Raw genomic sequence first — 15248 nt, 5'->3', positions numbered from 1 at the left:
ATGTTAAGCGGAAAGTGTATGTACATGTATCGCGCTACGATTACTAGTAAAATAAAGGAAAATAAGACAGTCGTCAGTGTTATTGTTCCTGCGAGAAATGAAGCGGCAAATTTGCCTAAATTGCTTAACAGTATACCTAAGAACGAGCGTATAGAAGTTATCGTCATGGATGATGATTCGACAGATAATACGCAAGCCATTGCAGTACATTACGGCGCAAAAGCATATACGGTTAACAATGATAAGGCGTGGAAAGGTAAATCACATGCTTGTTGGGAAGGAAGCCGATATGCAACAAATGATTTATTGATGTTTGTGGATGCTGATATTCAATTTACAAGCGAAACGAGCATATGGCGCATAGTAAACCAATATCATCTACAAGGAGATAAAGGATTACTTTCTATCCAACCTTTCCATAAGATAAAACAAATATATGAGAATGGCTCTGCAATATTTAATTTGATGACTATTGTAGGAATGAACAAATTTTCAATAACGGAGACTTTGAATAATAAGCAAAGTGCGTTCGGGCCATTAATTTTAACTAATAAGCAAGATTATAAACTGACACGTGGTCATTTAAATGCAAAAGATAAAGTGATCGAAGGTTTTGCCTTAAGTAACGCATATCATGATTTTAATTTACCTGTTGATTTGTTTGAAGGACAAGGGGCAGTTAATTTTAGAATGTATCCGCAAGGGTTCGTAACACTATTAGAAGGTTGGAGTAAACATTTTGCCCTTGGTTCCAAAGCGACCCAAAAATCTACACTTGCTTTAGTATTTTTATGGTTATTTGGATCCATTATATCTACTTTGACTATCTTATTTGCTACCAAGTTAGGTTTCATATATATAATGTTAGCTATCATTATATATCTTATGTATGCGTGGCAATTCCACATATTTATTCGAAGAACTGGCAATTTTAATTTTATTGCGAGTATTTGTCATCCATTGCTTTTGGTATGTTTTGTAGGAATATTTTTTAAATCGTGGTTAGATATCAACATTTTCAAACGCATACACTGGAAAGGCCGAAAAATAGATTTATAGATTAATTTTTATATTAACGGAAAGGGATGCCGACGTATTTTCGAGGAGGACAACAAGTGAATCAATTAGAGAGAGATTATAAACACTGTCACAATATTATGAAGATACATTCAAAGACATTTTCTTATGCCTTTGATTTTTTAGAACTTAAAAGAAAAAAAGCGATATGGGCCATTTATGCAGTGTGTCGAATGATTGATGACAGTATAGATAAGTATAAAGACCTTGAACGATTAGGTGATATAGCGCATGATTTAGAAAGTATTTATAGTCATCATGCTCAACGTTATCAAAGTGATGGGGCGATTATGAACGCATTTAATGACACTTTGGATACTTACGCAATCCCGCAAAAACCATTACGGACCTTGATTCAATATGTAAAAGAAGACTCTGATTTAACAATGATGCGCACAGATACTGATTTATATCATTATTGTTATGGCGTGGCTGGTACTGTTGGTGAATGTCTAACACCTATTTTAGCATCACAAAGAGAAGCAAACCCTAAACAAGCTGAAGCCGCTGCTATTGCTTTAGGTAAAGCACTACAAATAACTAATATTTTAAGAGATGTGGGCGAAGATTTCCAGAATGGTAGAATTTATCTCAGTGAAACTAAATTAGCTCAATATAAGGTCGATGTTCAAGCTATCTACAGTGAGGGCATCACACAAGATTATATAGACTTATGGGAAAGTTACGCCCATGAAGCAATGCAACTGTATAACATAGCATTAAATGGTGTTGTACATTTTGATGAAGATGTTCGTTACATTATTGAATTAGCGGCTTATGCCTACCTTGAAATTCTTGAAGAAGTGAGAAAGTCAGGCTATACGTTACACAAAAAGGTATATGTAAGTAAAGTGAAAAAACTAAAAATTTATAGAGATATTATTGCAAAATACAATAGGAGTGAAACAATATGAAGATTGCAGTTATAGGCGGCGGTGTTTCGGGTTTAGCTGCAGCTTCAAGGTTAGCAGCAAACGGACACCAAGTAGATGTATATGAGAAAAATAAACAGATAGGCGGCAGAATGAACCAAATTAAGAAAGACGGATTTACGTTTGATATGGGACCAACCATTGTAATGATGCCTGAAATTTATCGTGATGTTTTTAATTATGCACATAGAAATATGAACGACTACTTGGAAATTAAACAATTATCTCATATATATGACGTGTATTTTAGCGAATCTGACCAAATCCGTGTGCCTACAGATCTTGCACAATTAAGGGATATGCTCGAAGCAATTGAACCTGGCTCAACACATGGCTTTATGTCATTTTTAACAGACATATACGAAAGGTATGAAATTGCACGGAAACACTTTTTAGAACGAACATTTAGAAAACCTACAGATTTTTACAATCCTTTTACTTTATATCAAGGAATGAAATTAAAAACATTTGATAAAGCAGATAACTTGATTGAAAAGTATGTTGATAATGAAAAAATACAAAAAATCTTAGCATTCCAGACATTGTATATAGGTATTGATCCTAAACGGAGCCCTTCCTTATATTCTATTATCCCAATGATTGAGCTAATGTTTGGTGTACATTTTATTAAGGGTGGTATGTATCGCTTCGTCAAAGCACTTCAAACATTGAATGAGGAGTTAAGTACTCGAATCCATACAGAAGCGAGTGTTGAAGAAATTATCATTGATACACGTTTTAAGCGTGCGGAAGGTCTAAAAGTAAATGGAGAGATCAAGAAATATGACAAAATACTATGTACTGCCGACTTTCCATATGCTGCAACCAATTTGATTAAAGAAAAACATCAACCTACAAAATACACAACACAAAAAATTGACGGCATGGACTATTCTTGTTCCGCCTTTTTAATGTATATCGGTGTTGATAAAGATCTATCTGAAGAAATTTTGTTACATAATGTTATATTTTCTAAGGATTTTGATAATAATATAAATGAAATCTTTTCCGGGGAAATACCAGCTGACCCTTCCATATATGTATATGCGCCAAGCGTGGAGGATAAGTCATTAGCACCAGAAGGTCAGACAGGTGTTTATGTACTTATGCCTGTCCCAGAATTGAAAACAAGTGATGCAAATTGGTCTGATGAGACAACAATCGCATATGTGAAAGATATTATTTATAATAAACTTTCTACCATTAAAGCATTGGAAAACTTAAAAGCACACGTGGTCACTGAAATGATTTATACGCCTAAAGATTTTGAAGGCGATTATAATGCGAAATTTGGGGCTGCCTTTGGTTTAATGCCTACATTAGCACAAAGTAATTACTATAGACCACCTAATGTAAGTAGAGATTACAAAAATTTATATTTTGCTGGGGCAAGTGTGCATCCGGGCGCAGGCGTTCCTATCGTCTTGACGAGCGCTAAAATTACAGTGGATGCAATGCTAGAGGATATCAATAACGGTATTTAAAAAACAAGCGCTTAATTTACTTTTGTTTTGAAGTAAATTTAAGCGCCCGTGTTATTTTAAATTAATTAAACGTAATCGTTTGAGGGGTATCTAACGCATTATCGTTCATTATTTTAATCGCTTTTGGTGTTACTTTTAGTACGCACAAATTAGGATCTTCTTTAGAGTCGAAAAATGTCTTATCTTGTTTTTGCCAAATCCAATCAATCGTTTCTTTATCTTTTAGAATTTCGACATCTGCTTCTATTTCAAGAAAGCTACGGTTTTTTGTTTCGTCATAACCTATTAAAACATGCGCTTTGGGGTTGTCTTTAAATTCAGCCACTTTGTTAGAATCAATACTTGTTTTAGTGTATAGTGTGTGACCTTCATTATAAAAAATCATGTATCTACTATTTGGCATATTATTATGAGCCGTGGATAACACGCCAACATTAGAATGGTTTAAAATATTTTCAATTTCTTTTTGTACTGCTTCTTTATTCATATTACAATCACCTCTATATAATACATACCCTATATCTGTAATGTGCAAGCATGAGGTAAAACATTTGTGATATTGCGATATTTATTGAGAGACAATAACGGGTATTAACCCTATATTCCAGCAATTTAATATGAATGAGCATGTTTTGCAAAGTGTTCAGAAATATATTTATAAAATGAGGAGATGTGACCATGCAGCTAGGTGTTATACTTAATCGCGTTTTTAGAATGAAAGATAACCCATTATTTGATTTTGTAGCAGAGCATCAAAATGAACTAGACAAATTATACTTTATTTTACCTCTAGAGGATTTATCTGATGCAGCAGAGGTGAAACGTAATGATTATTATAAAGTAGTCAAAGGTTTTATAACTGCTTTACAAAAGCGTGACATTTATCCCTATGTTATTACATACAAAAAGTTAGCATCTTTAGTCGATGATTTAGATTTATCTCATGTGTTAATCGCTAAAGATATTATGAGTTATCACAAAGAAACATACGACTACCCCCATATAAAAACAGCCTTTGAAAAACATCAAATCAAAGTGATTGGGCAACGTGTGAATCATTATTTTACGCCTTTAATGACATTAAACAAGCAACAGCAACCTTATAAAGTTTTTACTCGTTTTTACAAAGCGAACCGCAAAAATGTCATACATACACCTGCTAAAAGTTATCAATATAAGCAGTTAAGCCAAAGTGCAGAAAAAGGTTTCAATCAAAGCGAGTTGCGATTAGATAATAATGAAGATATGGAAAAATCAGCACGTAAAGCATGGCATCGGTTTTTAGATGAAGATATATCCTATTATAAGCAATTGGCAGATGATGTATCACAAGATTTTGTCAGTGGGTTAGGAAAATATTTAGCATATGGCTTGCTCGATATTCACGCCATTATAAATGACTTACTTGAAGGTTATGATAGTGATGAAAGCAGCTATGAATCTTTTATCAGAGAAGTGATGTTCCGTGAATTTTATTATATATTAATGACGCAATACCCTGAAACTGCAACTCAATCTTTTTCCGAAAAGTACCGCAATATGCAGTGGTCCTATAATCAATCGCATTTTAAGGCGTGGCAACAAGGACAAACAGGTTACCCTATCGTTGATGCTGCAATGAAAAAATTAAATTGTACTGGATATATGCACAATCGATTAAGGATGGTTGTCTCTCAATTCTTAACGAAAAATTTATTTATAGATTGGACTTGGGGTGAAGATTACTTTAGAAAGTACCTTATTGATTATGATAATGCATCCAATGTACATGGTTGGCAGTGGTCTGCTTCAACAGGAACAGATGCAGCACCATATTTCAGAATGTTTAATCCGATACGTCAAAGCGAACGCTTCGATGCGCAAGGATATTTTATTAAAACACAGTTAGAAATATTGAATGAAGTGCCTAGTCAATATATTCATAATCCAACAAAGCACAAAGACAAGTTGAAAGAAAATTATAATGTTGAAATTGGTAAAGATTACCCAGAAGCTATCGTAAACCATAAACACAGTAGAGATTATGTTATGGATAAATTCAAACAATTTAAATAAGTATCTTTTGTAGTTTAATATTGAGATGTAGATAAAGCATATAGTGAAAGGCACTATATGCTAACGGGTCAGTGTTCGGGTTGTCTAACCGGATACTAACCGTATGGTGGTAAATGTGTCGTTTTTAAAAACATGGTTAAATTTGTAGCGTCAAAAGTAGAATCGTATTTAACTGTAAATAATGGAAAAGCGTATCAACATAATAATAAATGCAGATACGCTTTTATAGATATAGTCGTATATCATGCTAATATCTTTGTACTGTAACATCGATATAATATCGTTTTAATAAAGAAAATGATAAAAACAGATATTAAATAGTAAAATTTTAGTTTATATATTTTCGCTTTGAATGGATCTGTAAGCTGACATTATTGTTGTTGAATAAAATTTTCTGTCGTATAAATATCAGCATATAATAAGTCTAGCGCACTGATAAATGCATAGTGGGCATCTTCTGCTTTAACGACATGCTCGTTATAAGTTAATTCGCGTGAAGCGCATGCATCTTCAACGACTGATACTTTATAACCTAAATCAGCTGCAGCTCTTGCAGTAGCATCAATACACATATGTGTCATCATACCAACAATTACAACATGTTCTATATTTTGAGCTTGTAATTTATCATGTAAGTCCGTATTAACGAAACTGTTAGGGAATTGTTTAATAATAAGTGTTTCATCATCTTTTGGTTGTACTACTTCTCGAATTTCTGCACCTTCGGTATCAGGAGCGAAAAATCCTAATGATTCATCAGGCGCAATATGTTGAACATGGAAAATATTTTCACTAAGATTTTCTCTAAACCACGTTAATAATTTTTGAGCATTTTCGGCTGCATTTTCAGGATTACTTAATGGGTATTTACCACCTGGGAAATAATCATTTTGAATATCGACAATAATTAAAGCTGTATTCATATTTATCCATCCTTTACTGAATTTAGTATACAATTATAATGATATATTAAAAACGATTCGTTATCGATAGGTCTATGAAATGAATTAGATGAAAAAACTTGCTTGATGAAAGGAAATCCAACAATGAAAATAGATAGTACTGATATACAAATATTGAAAATACTAGCAAATCATTCACGTACTCAATGGAAAGATATAGGAGAGCAGATACACATGACAGGTCAAGCAGTAGGTAACCGTATTCGTAAAATGGAAGATGAAGGTATTATAAAGTCATATACCATAAATATTAGCGAAGAAACTATCAAAAATGGAATGCTGGGTTTCTTAATAATATATATGGAGACGACACAACATGGTCATTTTATTGATTTTGTAACGACTTGTAATGATATCATTGAAGCACATAGCATTTCAGGCGATGGTTGTTATCATTTGAAGTTTAAAGTATCTTCGAATGAAAAGTTGAACGCGTTATTACAAAAATTGTTAGAGTATGGAAATTACTCCTTGTATTTATCAGTTAACCAACTCAAAAAAGATGAACAATTTAATGAGCAATATTATTTAAATCATTTGGAAAAATAGTATGGACGCTAACATTTATTTACAGTGTTAGCGTCCATTTGTATATGCAAAATTAAATCATAATATTTAGTATTTGTTTTGTTCGCCCCAACTACACATATTTTCAATAATTGGCCATAAGGATTTACCTTTTTCAGTTAGACTATATTCCACTTTAGGCGGGATTTGAGGGAAAGCTTTTCTGTTTACGAGTCCATCTTGCTCTAATTCTTTTAAAGAGTCACTAAGCGTTTTGTATGTGATTTTACCTAAATAGCGTTTGAGTTGATTGAAACGTACCACTTCATACGTAGATAAATAGTAAATAATGGTTAGCTTCCATTTTCCATTGATAATCGACAGCGTGTAATCAAAATACGTATCGTTCAAATGACTATGGTGATGAGTGTTTTCCATGGTTACACTTCCTTTTAAGATAGTATATATATAAAAAGTGCATACTTGTTGAGTTGATACCCAAAGTTTAGACTATAATTGCTAATCGGTAAAGTATAAGGAGGAAAAATTATGTATTCTGAAAGATACCAACAGCATATAAAAACATTAGTTGAAAAAATAGAACAAGCTGATGCTATTGTTGTCGGCGGTGCATCAGGAATGTCTGCTGCAGGTGGTTATAATTGGTATGAAGACAATGCTGCTTTTCGAGAACATTTCGGAGATTTTGCTATTAAATATGGTATAGATAGTATTTTTGGTGGGTTTTATTATCGTTTTCAAACGTTGGAGGAAAGATGGGCTTATCTAGCAAGGTTAGTTAATTTTGTTTCACAAGCTCCGATGGCTAAACCATATGAAAATTTATTTGAATTAATTCAGAATAAGGATTACTATATTTTGACTACCAATCAAGATCGTCAATTTTACCATGTATTTCCTGAAACGAAGGTGAGCGCCATACAAGGTGATTGGACACATATCCAATGTGCGCAACGCTGTCATGATCAAGTTTATGATTTTTCAGAAGAAGCACATAACTTATGCACTAAAATAATAGACACTCAAATACCTTCTGATGATATTCCAATATGCCCTTCTTGTGGAGGAAATATGGAATTATGGGTAAGATCATTTGTCTTTTTAGAAGGTACAAAATATAAAAATGAATTAGAAAAATTAAATGAGTATTTGTTAATGGTAAAACATAAACGTGTATTGTTTTTAGAGTTGGGTGTGGGGCCAATGACACCAATGTTTATAAAAGAACCATTTTGGAATTTAACTTATATGTGGCCTAATGCTTATTATATTACCATCAATCCTAAAGATGCTATTCTACCGGAAAAATTGGAGAATAAAGGGCAGGCTATTCATGAAGATATTCAACAAGTGCTTGGAGATAGTGTAAAGTATCGACAAACGTTAGAAAACAGCGTTAATTTATAGTTAACTTTAAAGGAGCATATATGATTACAGAAAATATTACTCAACATTTGGAATCTGCAGATAAAGTACTTATAAGCGCAAGTAATGGTTTGTCGATAGCAGAGGGGTTTCATATTTTTGCTGACGATAAAAATTTTAATGATTATTTTTCATCATTCAAACAGGAGTATCTAATTCATAATATTGTAGAGGGATTATTTTACCCTTATCCGAGTGAGCTTATTTACTGGAAATTTTATAGTAAACTATATCAGTATTTTTTAGCAGATTATCAATTAAGTGAAGTTATGAAACATTTATATGAATTAATTAGTGATAAAAATTATTTTGTAATTACTTCAAATATAGATAATCACTTTGAATATTCAGGCTTTGAGAATTCAAAAATTTTTGAAATTGAAGGTAACTGTAAGACGGCACAATGTGCGCGCGCATGTCATAACAAATTATACGATATAAGTGAATTGTTATTAAAGATAAATAATAATCTTGATGATCAAACGCTTTTAAATATACTACCAAAATGCCCTCGATGTCACGGGCCAATGGCAATGCATATAGAGACAAATCATTATTTTATCAAACAAGAAGATTGGAAGTTGCAAGCCCAAGCGTTTGAACATTTTATTCATACGACTAAGGAAGAGAAAATTGTAGTACTAGAGTTAGGCATAGGCAGTCGGAATCAATTAATCAAAGCGCCAATAATGCAATGGATTCAACAAAGGGACAATGTAGTGTACATTACTTTTAATTTAGCACAAGAAATATTTATACCACTAGCAATTCAAGATAAATCGTTATCTGTAACTGGGGATATAGCACACAATTTAAGTGAGTTAGTGACTTTCAAACGTCAAGGTAAGGGGTGTACAAATGAATATTAATTTACCCTTACAAACGTATTTAAGCCAACGTAGTTGTGATATCTTTAAAAAATGGGAAAGATTTATGATGCAATCTGTGGATTTTTGGCTAACTGATAGCATTTGGCATACACAACAGCATAGCGCTAGAGTTATGTTTTATAATTTGATATTAGCTGACCGATTGCAGTTGGATAGTGATCAGTGTGAGCAACTTGCAACGTGTTCAGTGTTCCATGATACAAGAAGATTAGACGAAGGTCTGGACAAAGGGCATGGTTTGAGAGCGGCTAAATATTATAAAACATCTTGTCTAAAACATGGCTTGCTATACAATGACACAGTTGCTTATATTATGGCTTATCATGATCAAGATGATAATGAAGCGCAAGCCTCCTTCAAATCGGAACTACAGGATCCGGAAAAAGCATTGTACCTATACAAAATATTTAAAGATGCTGATGCCTTAGATCGTTATAGGTTAGGAAGCGGTGCTTTAAATGTAAACTTTTTAAGAAATGAACAAAGTTTGGATCTTATTGAACTTGCACAATATTTAAATGATGTGTAGTTAGTTATGTTATAAGGATGTTTAATAGTAAGCTAAAACGCAGTTGACTTCCTATGTTCATTAATATCGTCAAAAAATAGATGAGTGAGCTGCTATGAGATATAAATATAATAAAATGATGATTTTTACTGACATACAGTAGAAACCATCATTTTTTAGTTAGTTGTATTTTTTTAACTTTATTTAAAAAATCACATGAAAAACATACGAATACCCATAATAATAAGAACAGCTGAGAGCAGTTGCATGATGCGTCTTTCAGGTATAAATTCGGCAATTTTCAGACCGATTTTGGCACCGACAGCAATGCCTATCCCCCCAATAATCACTATCATCCAGTTTAAATTACCAATCGAAATTTGTGTTATAGCGCCTACAGTTGTATATATAAGTAATGAAAATACAGATGTTGAGGTGGCTTCTTTTGGATGCATTTTAAAAACATATATGAGAACAGGTACTAATAGCCAACCACCACCGATTCCTAGGTAATTAGATATAACGCCCATCAAAAACCCTAAAGGTATATACCAATAACTAAAAGGAGGTGAAGCAGTAGACGTGTGTGCGGGTTTCTTTTTGTTAAATTTAATAGGTAAATTTTTAAAAAGTAAAAAGAATCCTAGCACACTTAATAATATTGCAAAAATTATATAAAAAGCATTAGAAAAATAGTGTTGTAATAACCAGCTCCCTATAAACGTGCCAGGTATGGCACTCACACCAATTGTGATGCCTTGATTAAAAGCAATCTTTTTTTGTTTAGTATAACCAATAGCACCGATAATAGCGTTAATCATAACAATTACAAGTCCTGAACCAGCAGCTATACGAGGTTCTAAATCAAATAATATCAATAAGAATGGTACAAAGATAAATCCCCCACCAGCTCCAATAATAGTGCCATAAGCGCCAGCAAAGATACTGATCAACAGTAATACCAAAATTACACTTAAAGTCATTTTGTCATCCCTATCATTTTTTCTTAATCTTCTCATGTAGATTTGACAAAACTCAAATAAGGATTAGTTATAGCCTATTACTAGAAGGAATGCTATATAGTATCAAACTCGTGTTAGAATTTATATAAGGTTAAAGAGGAGGGGAGAAAGTGAATCTTGAAAGTATAAAGATATTTTGTGATGTTGCTGAAACAAAAAGTTTTACTCAAGCTGCACAAAACTATTTTATTTCTCAACCAGCTGTAACGAAACAAATGAAGCAGTTAGAAAATTATTATAACGTGACATTATTTGATCGTAATGAGCGAAAACTAAAACTAACTAAAGCAGGCGAAACATTTTACCCGTTTGCAAAAGAATTAATTAGAATAAATGAAATTGCATTTCAAGAAATACAGAATGAACTCAATGAGCAAAATCATAGGCTGGTTATTGGAGCCAGCTTTACTATAGGAGAATATTTATTACCTCAAGTTATCAGTGAGTTTAAAAAGCAAAATACGAATATACAAATTGAATTATCCATTGGTAATACACCATCAGTTCTTGAAAAATTAAATTTAAATGAAGTAGATGTTGCATTAGTCGAAGGTGTTTTCCAAATAGAAAAATATGATGTATATAAATTTGCAGAAGACAATTTAATCGCAATATGCTCAAGTCAAAATAAATTATTGAAACAAGATTCAGTAGAATTAAGCGATTTACTTAAAGAACAATTTATAGTTAGGGAAAAAATGTCTGGGATGAGGAAAATTATAAAGAATGAGTTAGAAAGACACAATATGACCTATGCTCAATCATTTATGGAATTAGGCAGCATACAAACAATTAAAAGTGCGGTAGAAGCAAATTTAGGGATTAGTTTTCTACCGAAAATTGCAGTAGAACGTGAATTAGCATTAGGTGTGCTAGGAAATATTAATGTGACTAACTTAAACTTAAGTAGAGATTTTTGGATTGTACAAAAAGATACAGAATTTAGGAAACAAATTGTAAGACAATTTAATGACTTTATTAAGGGAAAAAATTTTAATTGAAATTGTAAGCGTTAACAACTAGGTGGTGCAAATATGAATTATCAAAAAGTGGCCAAAGATGTTTTAAAACATGTTGGCGGTAAAGAAAATATTAAACATGTAACACATTGTGCTACAAGGCTAAGGTTTACATTGTATGAACAAAGCAAGGTAGACAATGAATCGATTAAACAAATGAAAGAAGTTATTGATGCTGTAGATAAGGGAGGGCAATATCAAGTAGTTATCGGTAACGAGGTAGAAGATGTTTATAAGAATTTAATGAAAGAAGGTAACTTGGAAGACAATCATAACAATGACAGGGAAGACGAAGTAGATAATAGAAATATATTTATTAAATTGTTAGACGTGATTGCTAGCATATTTACACCTATTATCCCTGTATTAGCTGGTTCAGGTATGATCAAAGCATTAATTGCGATTATTGACACCTTTAAGTTAACCAATTCAGATACAGCTGTCCATAGAATATTAACCATACTAGGCGATGCTGGATTTTATTTCTTACCGGTTATTTTAGCTGTTTCTGCAGCGAAAAAATTTAATGTTAATCAATATATTGCCATTGTTATCGGAGGTGTATTGCTGCATCCAGCATTTATTCAAATAGTGAAAGAAGGAAAATCTTCAGGAGAGGGTGTTTCCTTTTTAGGGATGCCTGTGGGTTTAGTTGATTATGCTTCAACAGTTATTCCAATCATACTTGCTATTTGGTTTATGAGTTTTGTAGAAAAACAACTTAATAAGTTTATACCTAAAGCCATTAAGATTGTATTAGTGCCTATGTTTACGATTCTTATTGTAGCCATCGTAACACTGATTGTCTTAGGACCGATTGGGAACTATTTAGGAATTGGTTTAAGTTACGTTTTTGCAACGTTGAATGTTCATGTAGGTTGGTTAGTTCCTACATTAGTTGGATTATTTATGCCACTACTTGTTATGACTGGTATGCATTATGCTCTAATTTCATTAGGAATTAACGAACTTGCTTCTAAAAACTTTGACCCAATCGCTGGCCCTGGTATGTTTGTATCCAATTTAGCACAGGCAGGAGCTGCTTTTGCAATTGTTTTTAGAACTAAAAATAAAGAATTAAAAACATTAGCTAGTTCAACAAGTTTCACTGCGATTTTCGGTATTACTGAACCAGTACTCTATGGTGTCAATTTAAGATATAAACGACCACTGGTTGCTGCTATGATTGGTGGCGGTGTAGGTGGTTTGTATTATGGTATCACAGGAGTAGGAAGATTTGCGCAGATACCACCAGGCATTTTATCGATACCAGGTTATATTGGACCAGATGGTTTTGGCGTTTTAATTCATGCCATTATCGGTATTATCATTGCCTTCGTCGTTGCATTTTTAATTTCATTAACCCTTGGTATTAATGAAGAAACTTTAGACGTAGAAGAACAGCACAACGCTTCAGATAATAACCAAATTGCTGATAAAGATACATTTACAGGAGCTCACGTAAATGCACCTATAACTGGGGAGGTTATTCCACTCAATGAAGTCAATGACCCTACGTTTGCTGCTGAACTGTTAGGCAAAGGCGTAGCGATTAAGCCGACAGAAGGTAAGGTTTATGCGCCAGTTGACGGCACGATTACAGCACTGTTAGATAGTCATCATGCGATAGGTATTACGAGTGATGAGGGTGTAGAAATTTTAATACATGTGGGACTAGATACTGTCGAATTAAATGGCCAATTTTATTTTCCACAAGTTGAAAACGGTCAAGAAATTAAGCAAGGACAGCTATTATTGGAATTTGATTCTAAACAAATCAATGATGCTGGTTACGAAACGACAACGCCAGTTATTATCACGAATACTGCGGAATTTGATGATGTGGAAACCATAGTAAATCAAACTATGACACATGGCGAAAAAATAATAAATATTAGCTGAAATAGATATAAAAATAATAGAAAGAAGGTATATTATGAGTTTTCCTAAATCATTTATGTGGGGCGGGGCGACTGCTGCAAATCAATGCGAAGGCGCATATAATCAAGATGGTAAAGGCTTGAGCACTGCTGACGTCATGACGTCATCGAAATATGGACAGCCAAGAGAAGTAACTCAAACTATTGATGAGACAAAACATTACCCTAGTCATCATGGTGTAAATCACTATGAACGTTATGAAGAAGATATTAAACTCTTTGCTGAAATGGGTTTTGAATGTTATCGAATGTCTATTGCGTGGTCTAGAATTTTTCCAAACGGCGACGATGCTGAACCGAATGAGGCAGGGTTGCAATTTTATGATAATATATTTGATTTATGCTTGAAGTACAATATAGAACCAATTGTCACGTTGTCCCATTTTGAAACGCCATTAGGTTTACAAAAATATGGTTCATGGTTGAGCCGTGAGGTTGTAGATTATTTTATGAATTACTGTGAAACAGTGTTCAAACGTTATCAGGGAAAAGTGAAATATTGGATTACCTTTAATGAAATTAATGTGATGTCAACGAAACCTTGGATGGCTGGTGGCATTCAAGAAGATACTGAACAAGCTAGGATGACTGCTGCGTATCACCAGTTTCTGGCAAGTGCCAAGGCAGTCCAACTTGCTCACGATATGAGCGGAGTATATCAAGTTGGTATGATGTATAACGGACATATTGCATATCCAGCGAGTCCCGATCCTGCTGACGTCATTCGTACAACCCAATTTATGCATCAGATGCTTTTTTACGCTGATGTTCAATGCCGTGGCTACTATCCAAATTATAAAATAAAAGAGTTTGAAAGAAACCATATTACGCTGCCAATTGAAGATGGAGACTTAGACGAACTTCGTGCTGGTACTGTTGATTTTATTTCATTTAGTTATTATTTAAGTCACGTTGTGGGAGAAGATACACCTTTAAAATTTGTTGGGTTAAACGGTGTGAAAACAGGTTATAAAAATCCGACTTTAGATACAAGCGATTGGGGATGGTCTATCGATCCTTCAGGTTTAAGATATATTTTAAATTTATTGTATGATCGTTACCAATTGCCGTTAATGATTGTAGAGAATGGTTTAGGTGCAGTAGATAAAGTTGAACAAGACGGTAGTGTACGTGATATGTATCGTATAGAATACTTAAAAAAACATCTTCTAGAACTGGAAAAAGCAATTGAGATAGACGGGGTACCTGTCATGGCATATGCGATGTGGGGTCCTTTCGATATTATTTCTGCAAGCACCGGTGAAATGAAAAAACGGTATGGCTTTATATATGTAGACGTCGATGATGATGGCAACGGCACTTATAATAGATATAAAAAAGATTCATTTTATTGGTATCAAAAAGTAATTAAGACAAATGGAGCTTCATTAAAGTTTGAATAACAT

15 protein-coding genes are annotated in these 15248 nt (G+C 33.3%); 11 read left to right on the top strand and 4 right to left on the bottom strand.

Features of this window, described 5'->3' with window-relative positions:
• The first annotated feature begins 18 nt into the window (after nucleotides 1-18).
• The 3 genes from IEU88_RS10545 to IEU88_RS10535 are packed head-to-tail and all read left to right on the top strand — an operon-like array spanning nucleotide 19 to nucleotide 3493.
• Nucleotides 19-1059, top strand: coding sequence for a glycosyltransferase family 2 protein (locus tag IEU88_RS10545; RefSeq protein WP_103372707.1), 1041 nt, complete (start codon nucleotides 19-21; stop codon nucleotides 1057-1059).
• Nucleotides 1060-1115: 56 nt separating this feature from the next.
• A complete protein-coding gene (locus IEU88_RS10540; protein ID WP_103372708.1) occupies nucleotides 1116-1991 on the top strand; it encodes a phytoene/squalene synthase family protein in 876 nt (291 codons plus the stop codon).
• Nucleotides 1988-3493 carry a phytoene desaturase family protein gene (locus IEU88_RS10535; RefSeq protein ID WP_103372709.1) on the top strand — a complete coding sequence of 502 codons (1506 nt, stop codon included), beginning with the start codon at nucleotides 1988-1990 and terminating at the stop codon, nucleotides 3491-3493. The genes IEU88_RS10540 and IEU88_RS10535 overlap by 4 nt, the downstream gene beginning before the upstream one ends.
• A gap of 61 nt (nucleotides 3494-3554) precedes the next feature.
• On the opposite strand, the gene IEU88_RS10530 is transcribed toward IEU88_RS10535, so the two are convergent.
• Nucleotides 3555-3980: a pyridoxamine 5'-phosphate oxidase family protein gene (locus IEU88_RS10530; RefSeq protein ID WP_096808101.1), complete on the bottom strand. Its 426-nt coding sequence runs from the start codon at nucleotides 3978-3980 to the stop codon at nucleotides 3555-3557.
• A 191-nt stretch (nucleotides 3981-4171) separates the two neighbouring features.
• Here IEU88_RS10530 and IEU88_RS10525 point away from each other — a divergent pair, with 191 nt between their 5' ends.
• Nucleotides 4172-5548 carry a cryptochrome/photolyase family protein gene (locus IEU88_RS10525; RefSeq protein WP_103372710.1) on the top strand — a complete coding sequence of 459 codons (1377 nt, stop codon included), beginning with the start codon at nucleotides 4172-4174 and terminating at the stop codon, nucleotides 5546-5548.
• A 371-nt stretch (nucleotides 5549-5919) separates the two neighbouring features.
• Here the strand turns inward: IEU88_RS10525 and IEU88_RS10520 are convergent, their stop codons facing one another.
• Nucleotides 5920-6471 (bottom strand): cysteine hydrolase family protein, encoded by a 552-nt coding sequence (locus IEU88_RS10520; RefSeq protein WP_039067942.1) that lies wholly within the window; start codon nucleotides 6469-6471, stop codon nucleotides 5920-5922.
• 123 nt (nucleotides 6472-6594) lie between these two features.
• Between IEU88_RS10520 and IEU88_RS10515 the strand changes: the two genes are divergently transcribed.
• On the top strand, nucleotides 6595-7059 hold the full coding sequence (locus IEU88_RS10515) for an Lrp/AsnC family transcriptional regulator (protein WP_103372711.1): 465 nt from the start codon (nucleotides 6595-6597) through the stop codon (nucleotides 7057-7059).
• Between the two features lie 66 nt (nucleotides 7060-7125).
• Here IEU88_RS10515 and IEU88_RS10510 read toward each other — a convergent pair whose 3' ends face one another.
• Nucleotides 7126-7455, bottom strand: a complete 330-nt coding sequence (locus IEU88_RS10510) for a winged helix-turn-helix transcriptional regulator (RefSeq protein WP_096808105.1) — start codon at nucleotides 7453-7455, stop codon at nucleotides 7126-7128.
• Nucleotides 7456-7566: 111 nt separating this feature from the next.
• Here IEU88_RS10510 and IEU88_RS10505 point away from each other — a divergent pair, with 111 nt between their 5' ends.
• The 3 genes from IEU88_RS10505 to IEU88_RS10495 are packed head-to-tail and all read left to right on the top strand — an operon-like array spanning nucleotide 7567 to nucleotide 9882.
• Entirely contained in the window at nucleotides 7567-8445 is an 879-nt protein-coding gene (locus IEU88_RS10505; protein ID WP_103372712.1) for an SIR2 family NAD-dependent protein deacylase, read from the top strand.
• Between the two features lie 20 nt (nucleotides 8446-8465).
• Nucleotides 8466-9332 carry a Sir2 family NAD-dependent protein deacetylase gene (locus IEU88_RS10500; protein ID WP_103372713.1) on the top strand — a complete coding sequence of 289 codons (867 nt, stop codon included), beginning with the start codon at nucleotides 8466-8468 and terminating at the stop codon, nucleotides 9330-9332.
• On the top strand, nucleotides 9322-9882 hold the full coding sequence (locus tag IEU88_RS10495; protein WP_103372714.1) for an HD-GYP domain-containing protein: 561 nt from the start codon (nucleotides 9322-9324) through the stop codon (nucleotides 9880-9882). Before IEU88_RS10500 ends, IEU88_RS10495 begins: the two co-directional genes overlap by 11 nt.
• 191 nt (nucleotides 9883-10073) lie before the next feature.
• Here IEU88_RS10495 and IEU88_RS10490 read toward each other — a convergent pair whose 3' ends face one another.
• Nucleotides 10074-10844 (bottom strand): sulfite exporter TauE/SafE family protein, encoded by a 771-nt coding sequence (locus IEU88_RS10490; RefSeq protein ID WP_103372715.1) that lies wholly within the window; start codon nucleotides 10842-10844, stop codon nucleotides 10074-10076.
• A 149-nt stretch (nucleotides 10845-10993) separates the two neighbouring features.
• Here IEU88_RS10490 and IEU88_RS10485 point away from each other — a divergent pair, with 149 nt between their 5' ends.
• From IEU88_RS10485 to IEU88_RS10475, 3 genes are read left to right on the top strand one after another with little or no spacing between them, the layout of a single operon-like run.
• A complete protein-coding gene (locus IEU88_RS10485) occupies nucleotides 10994-11884 on the top strand; it encodes a LysR family transcriptional regulator (protein WP_103372716.1) in 891 nt (296 codons plus the stop codon).
• 33 nt (nucleotides 11885-11917) lie between these two features.
• A complete protein-coding gene (locus IEU88_RS10480) occupies nucleotides 11918-13804 on the top strand; it encodes a beta-glucoside-specific PTS transporter subunit IIABC (RefSeq protein ID WP_103372717.1) in 1887 nt (628 codons plus the stop codon).
• A gap of 34 nt (nucleotides 13805-13838) precedes the next feature.
• A complete protein-coding gene (locus IEU88_RS10475; RefSeq protein WP_103372718.1) occupies nucleotides 13839-15245 on the top strand; it encodes a glycoside hydrolase family 1 protein in 1407 nt (468 codons plus the stop codon).
• The last annotated feature ends 3 nt before the right edge of the window (nucleotides 15246-15248 follow it).

The organism is Staphylococcus nepalensis (genome assembly GCF_014635045.1).
GTDB lineage: Bacteria > Bacillota > Bacilli > Staphylococcales > Staphylococcaceae > Staphylococcus > Staphylococcus nepalensis.
Note: the sequence above shows the minus strand (reverse complement) of the source record. Positions and strands in the feature narration are given on the sequence as shown.

Bases quoted from the DNA above. Each gene is read 5' to 3' on its own strand.
- IEU88_RS10510 (WP_096808105.1), bottom strand. From the start codon at position 7,455: ATGGAAAACACTCATCACCATAGTCATTTGAACGATACGTATTTTGAT.
- IEU88_RS10520 (WP_039067942.1), bottom strand. From the start codon at position 6,471: ATGAATACAGCTTTAATTATTGTCGATATTCAAAATGATTATTTCCCA.
- IEU88_RS10525 (WP_103372710.1), top strand. From the start codon at position 4,172: ATGCAGCTAGGTGTTATACTTAATCGCGTTTTTAGAATGAAAGATAAC.
- IEU88_RS10530 (WP_096808101.1), bottom strand. From the start codon at position 3,980: ATGAATAAAGAAGCAGTACAAAAAGAAATTGAAAATATTTTAAACCAT.
- IEU88_RS10505 (WP_103372712.1), top strand. From the start codon at position 7,567: ATGTATTCTGAAAGATACCAACAGCATATAAAAACATTAGTTGAAAAA.
- IEU88_RS10535 (WP_103372709.1), top strand. From the start codon at position 1,988: ATGAAGATTGCAGTTATAGGCGGCGGTGTTTCGGGTTTAGCTGCAGCT.
- IEU88_RS10500 (WP_103372713.1), top strand. From the start codon at position 8,466: ATGATTACAGAAAATATTACTCAACATTTGGAATCTGCAGATAAAGTA.
- IEU88_RS10545 (WP_103372707.1), top strand. From the start codon at position 19: ATGTACATGTATCGCGCTACGATTACTAGTAAAATAAAGGAAAATAAG.
- IEU88_RS10495 (WP_103372714.1), top strand. From the start codon at position 9,322: ATGAATATTAATTTACCCTTACAAACGTATTTAAGCCAACGTAGTTGT.
- IEU88_RS10515 (WP_103372711.1), top strand. From the start codon at position 6,595: ATGAAAATAGATAGTACTGATATACAAATATTGAAAATACTAGCAAAT.
- IEU88_RS10475 (WP_103372718.1), top strand. From the start codon at position 13,839: ATGAGTTTTCCTAAATCATTTATGTGGGGCGGGGCGACTGCTGCAAAT.
- IEU88_RS10490 (WP_103372715.1), bottom strand. From the start codon at position 10,844: ATGACTTTAAGTGTAATTTTGGTATTACTGTTGATCAGTATCTTTGCT.
- IEU88_RS10480 (WP_103372717.1), top strand. From the start codon at position 11,918: ATGAATTATCAAAAAGTGGCCAAAGATGTTTTAAAACATGTTGGCGGT.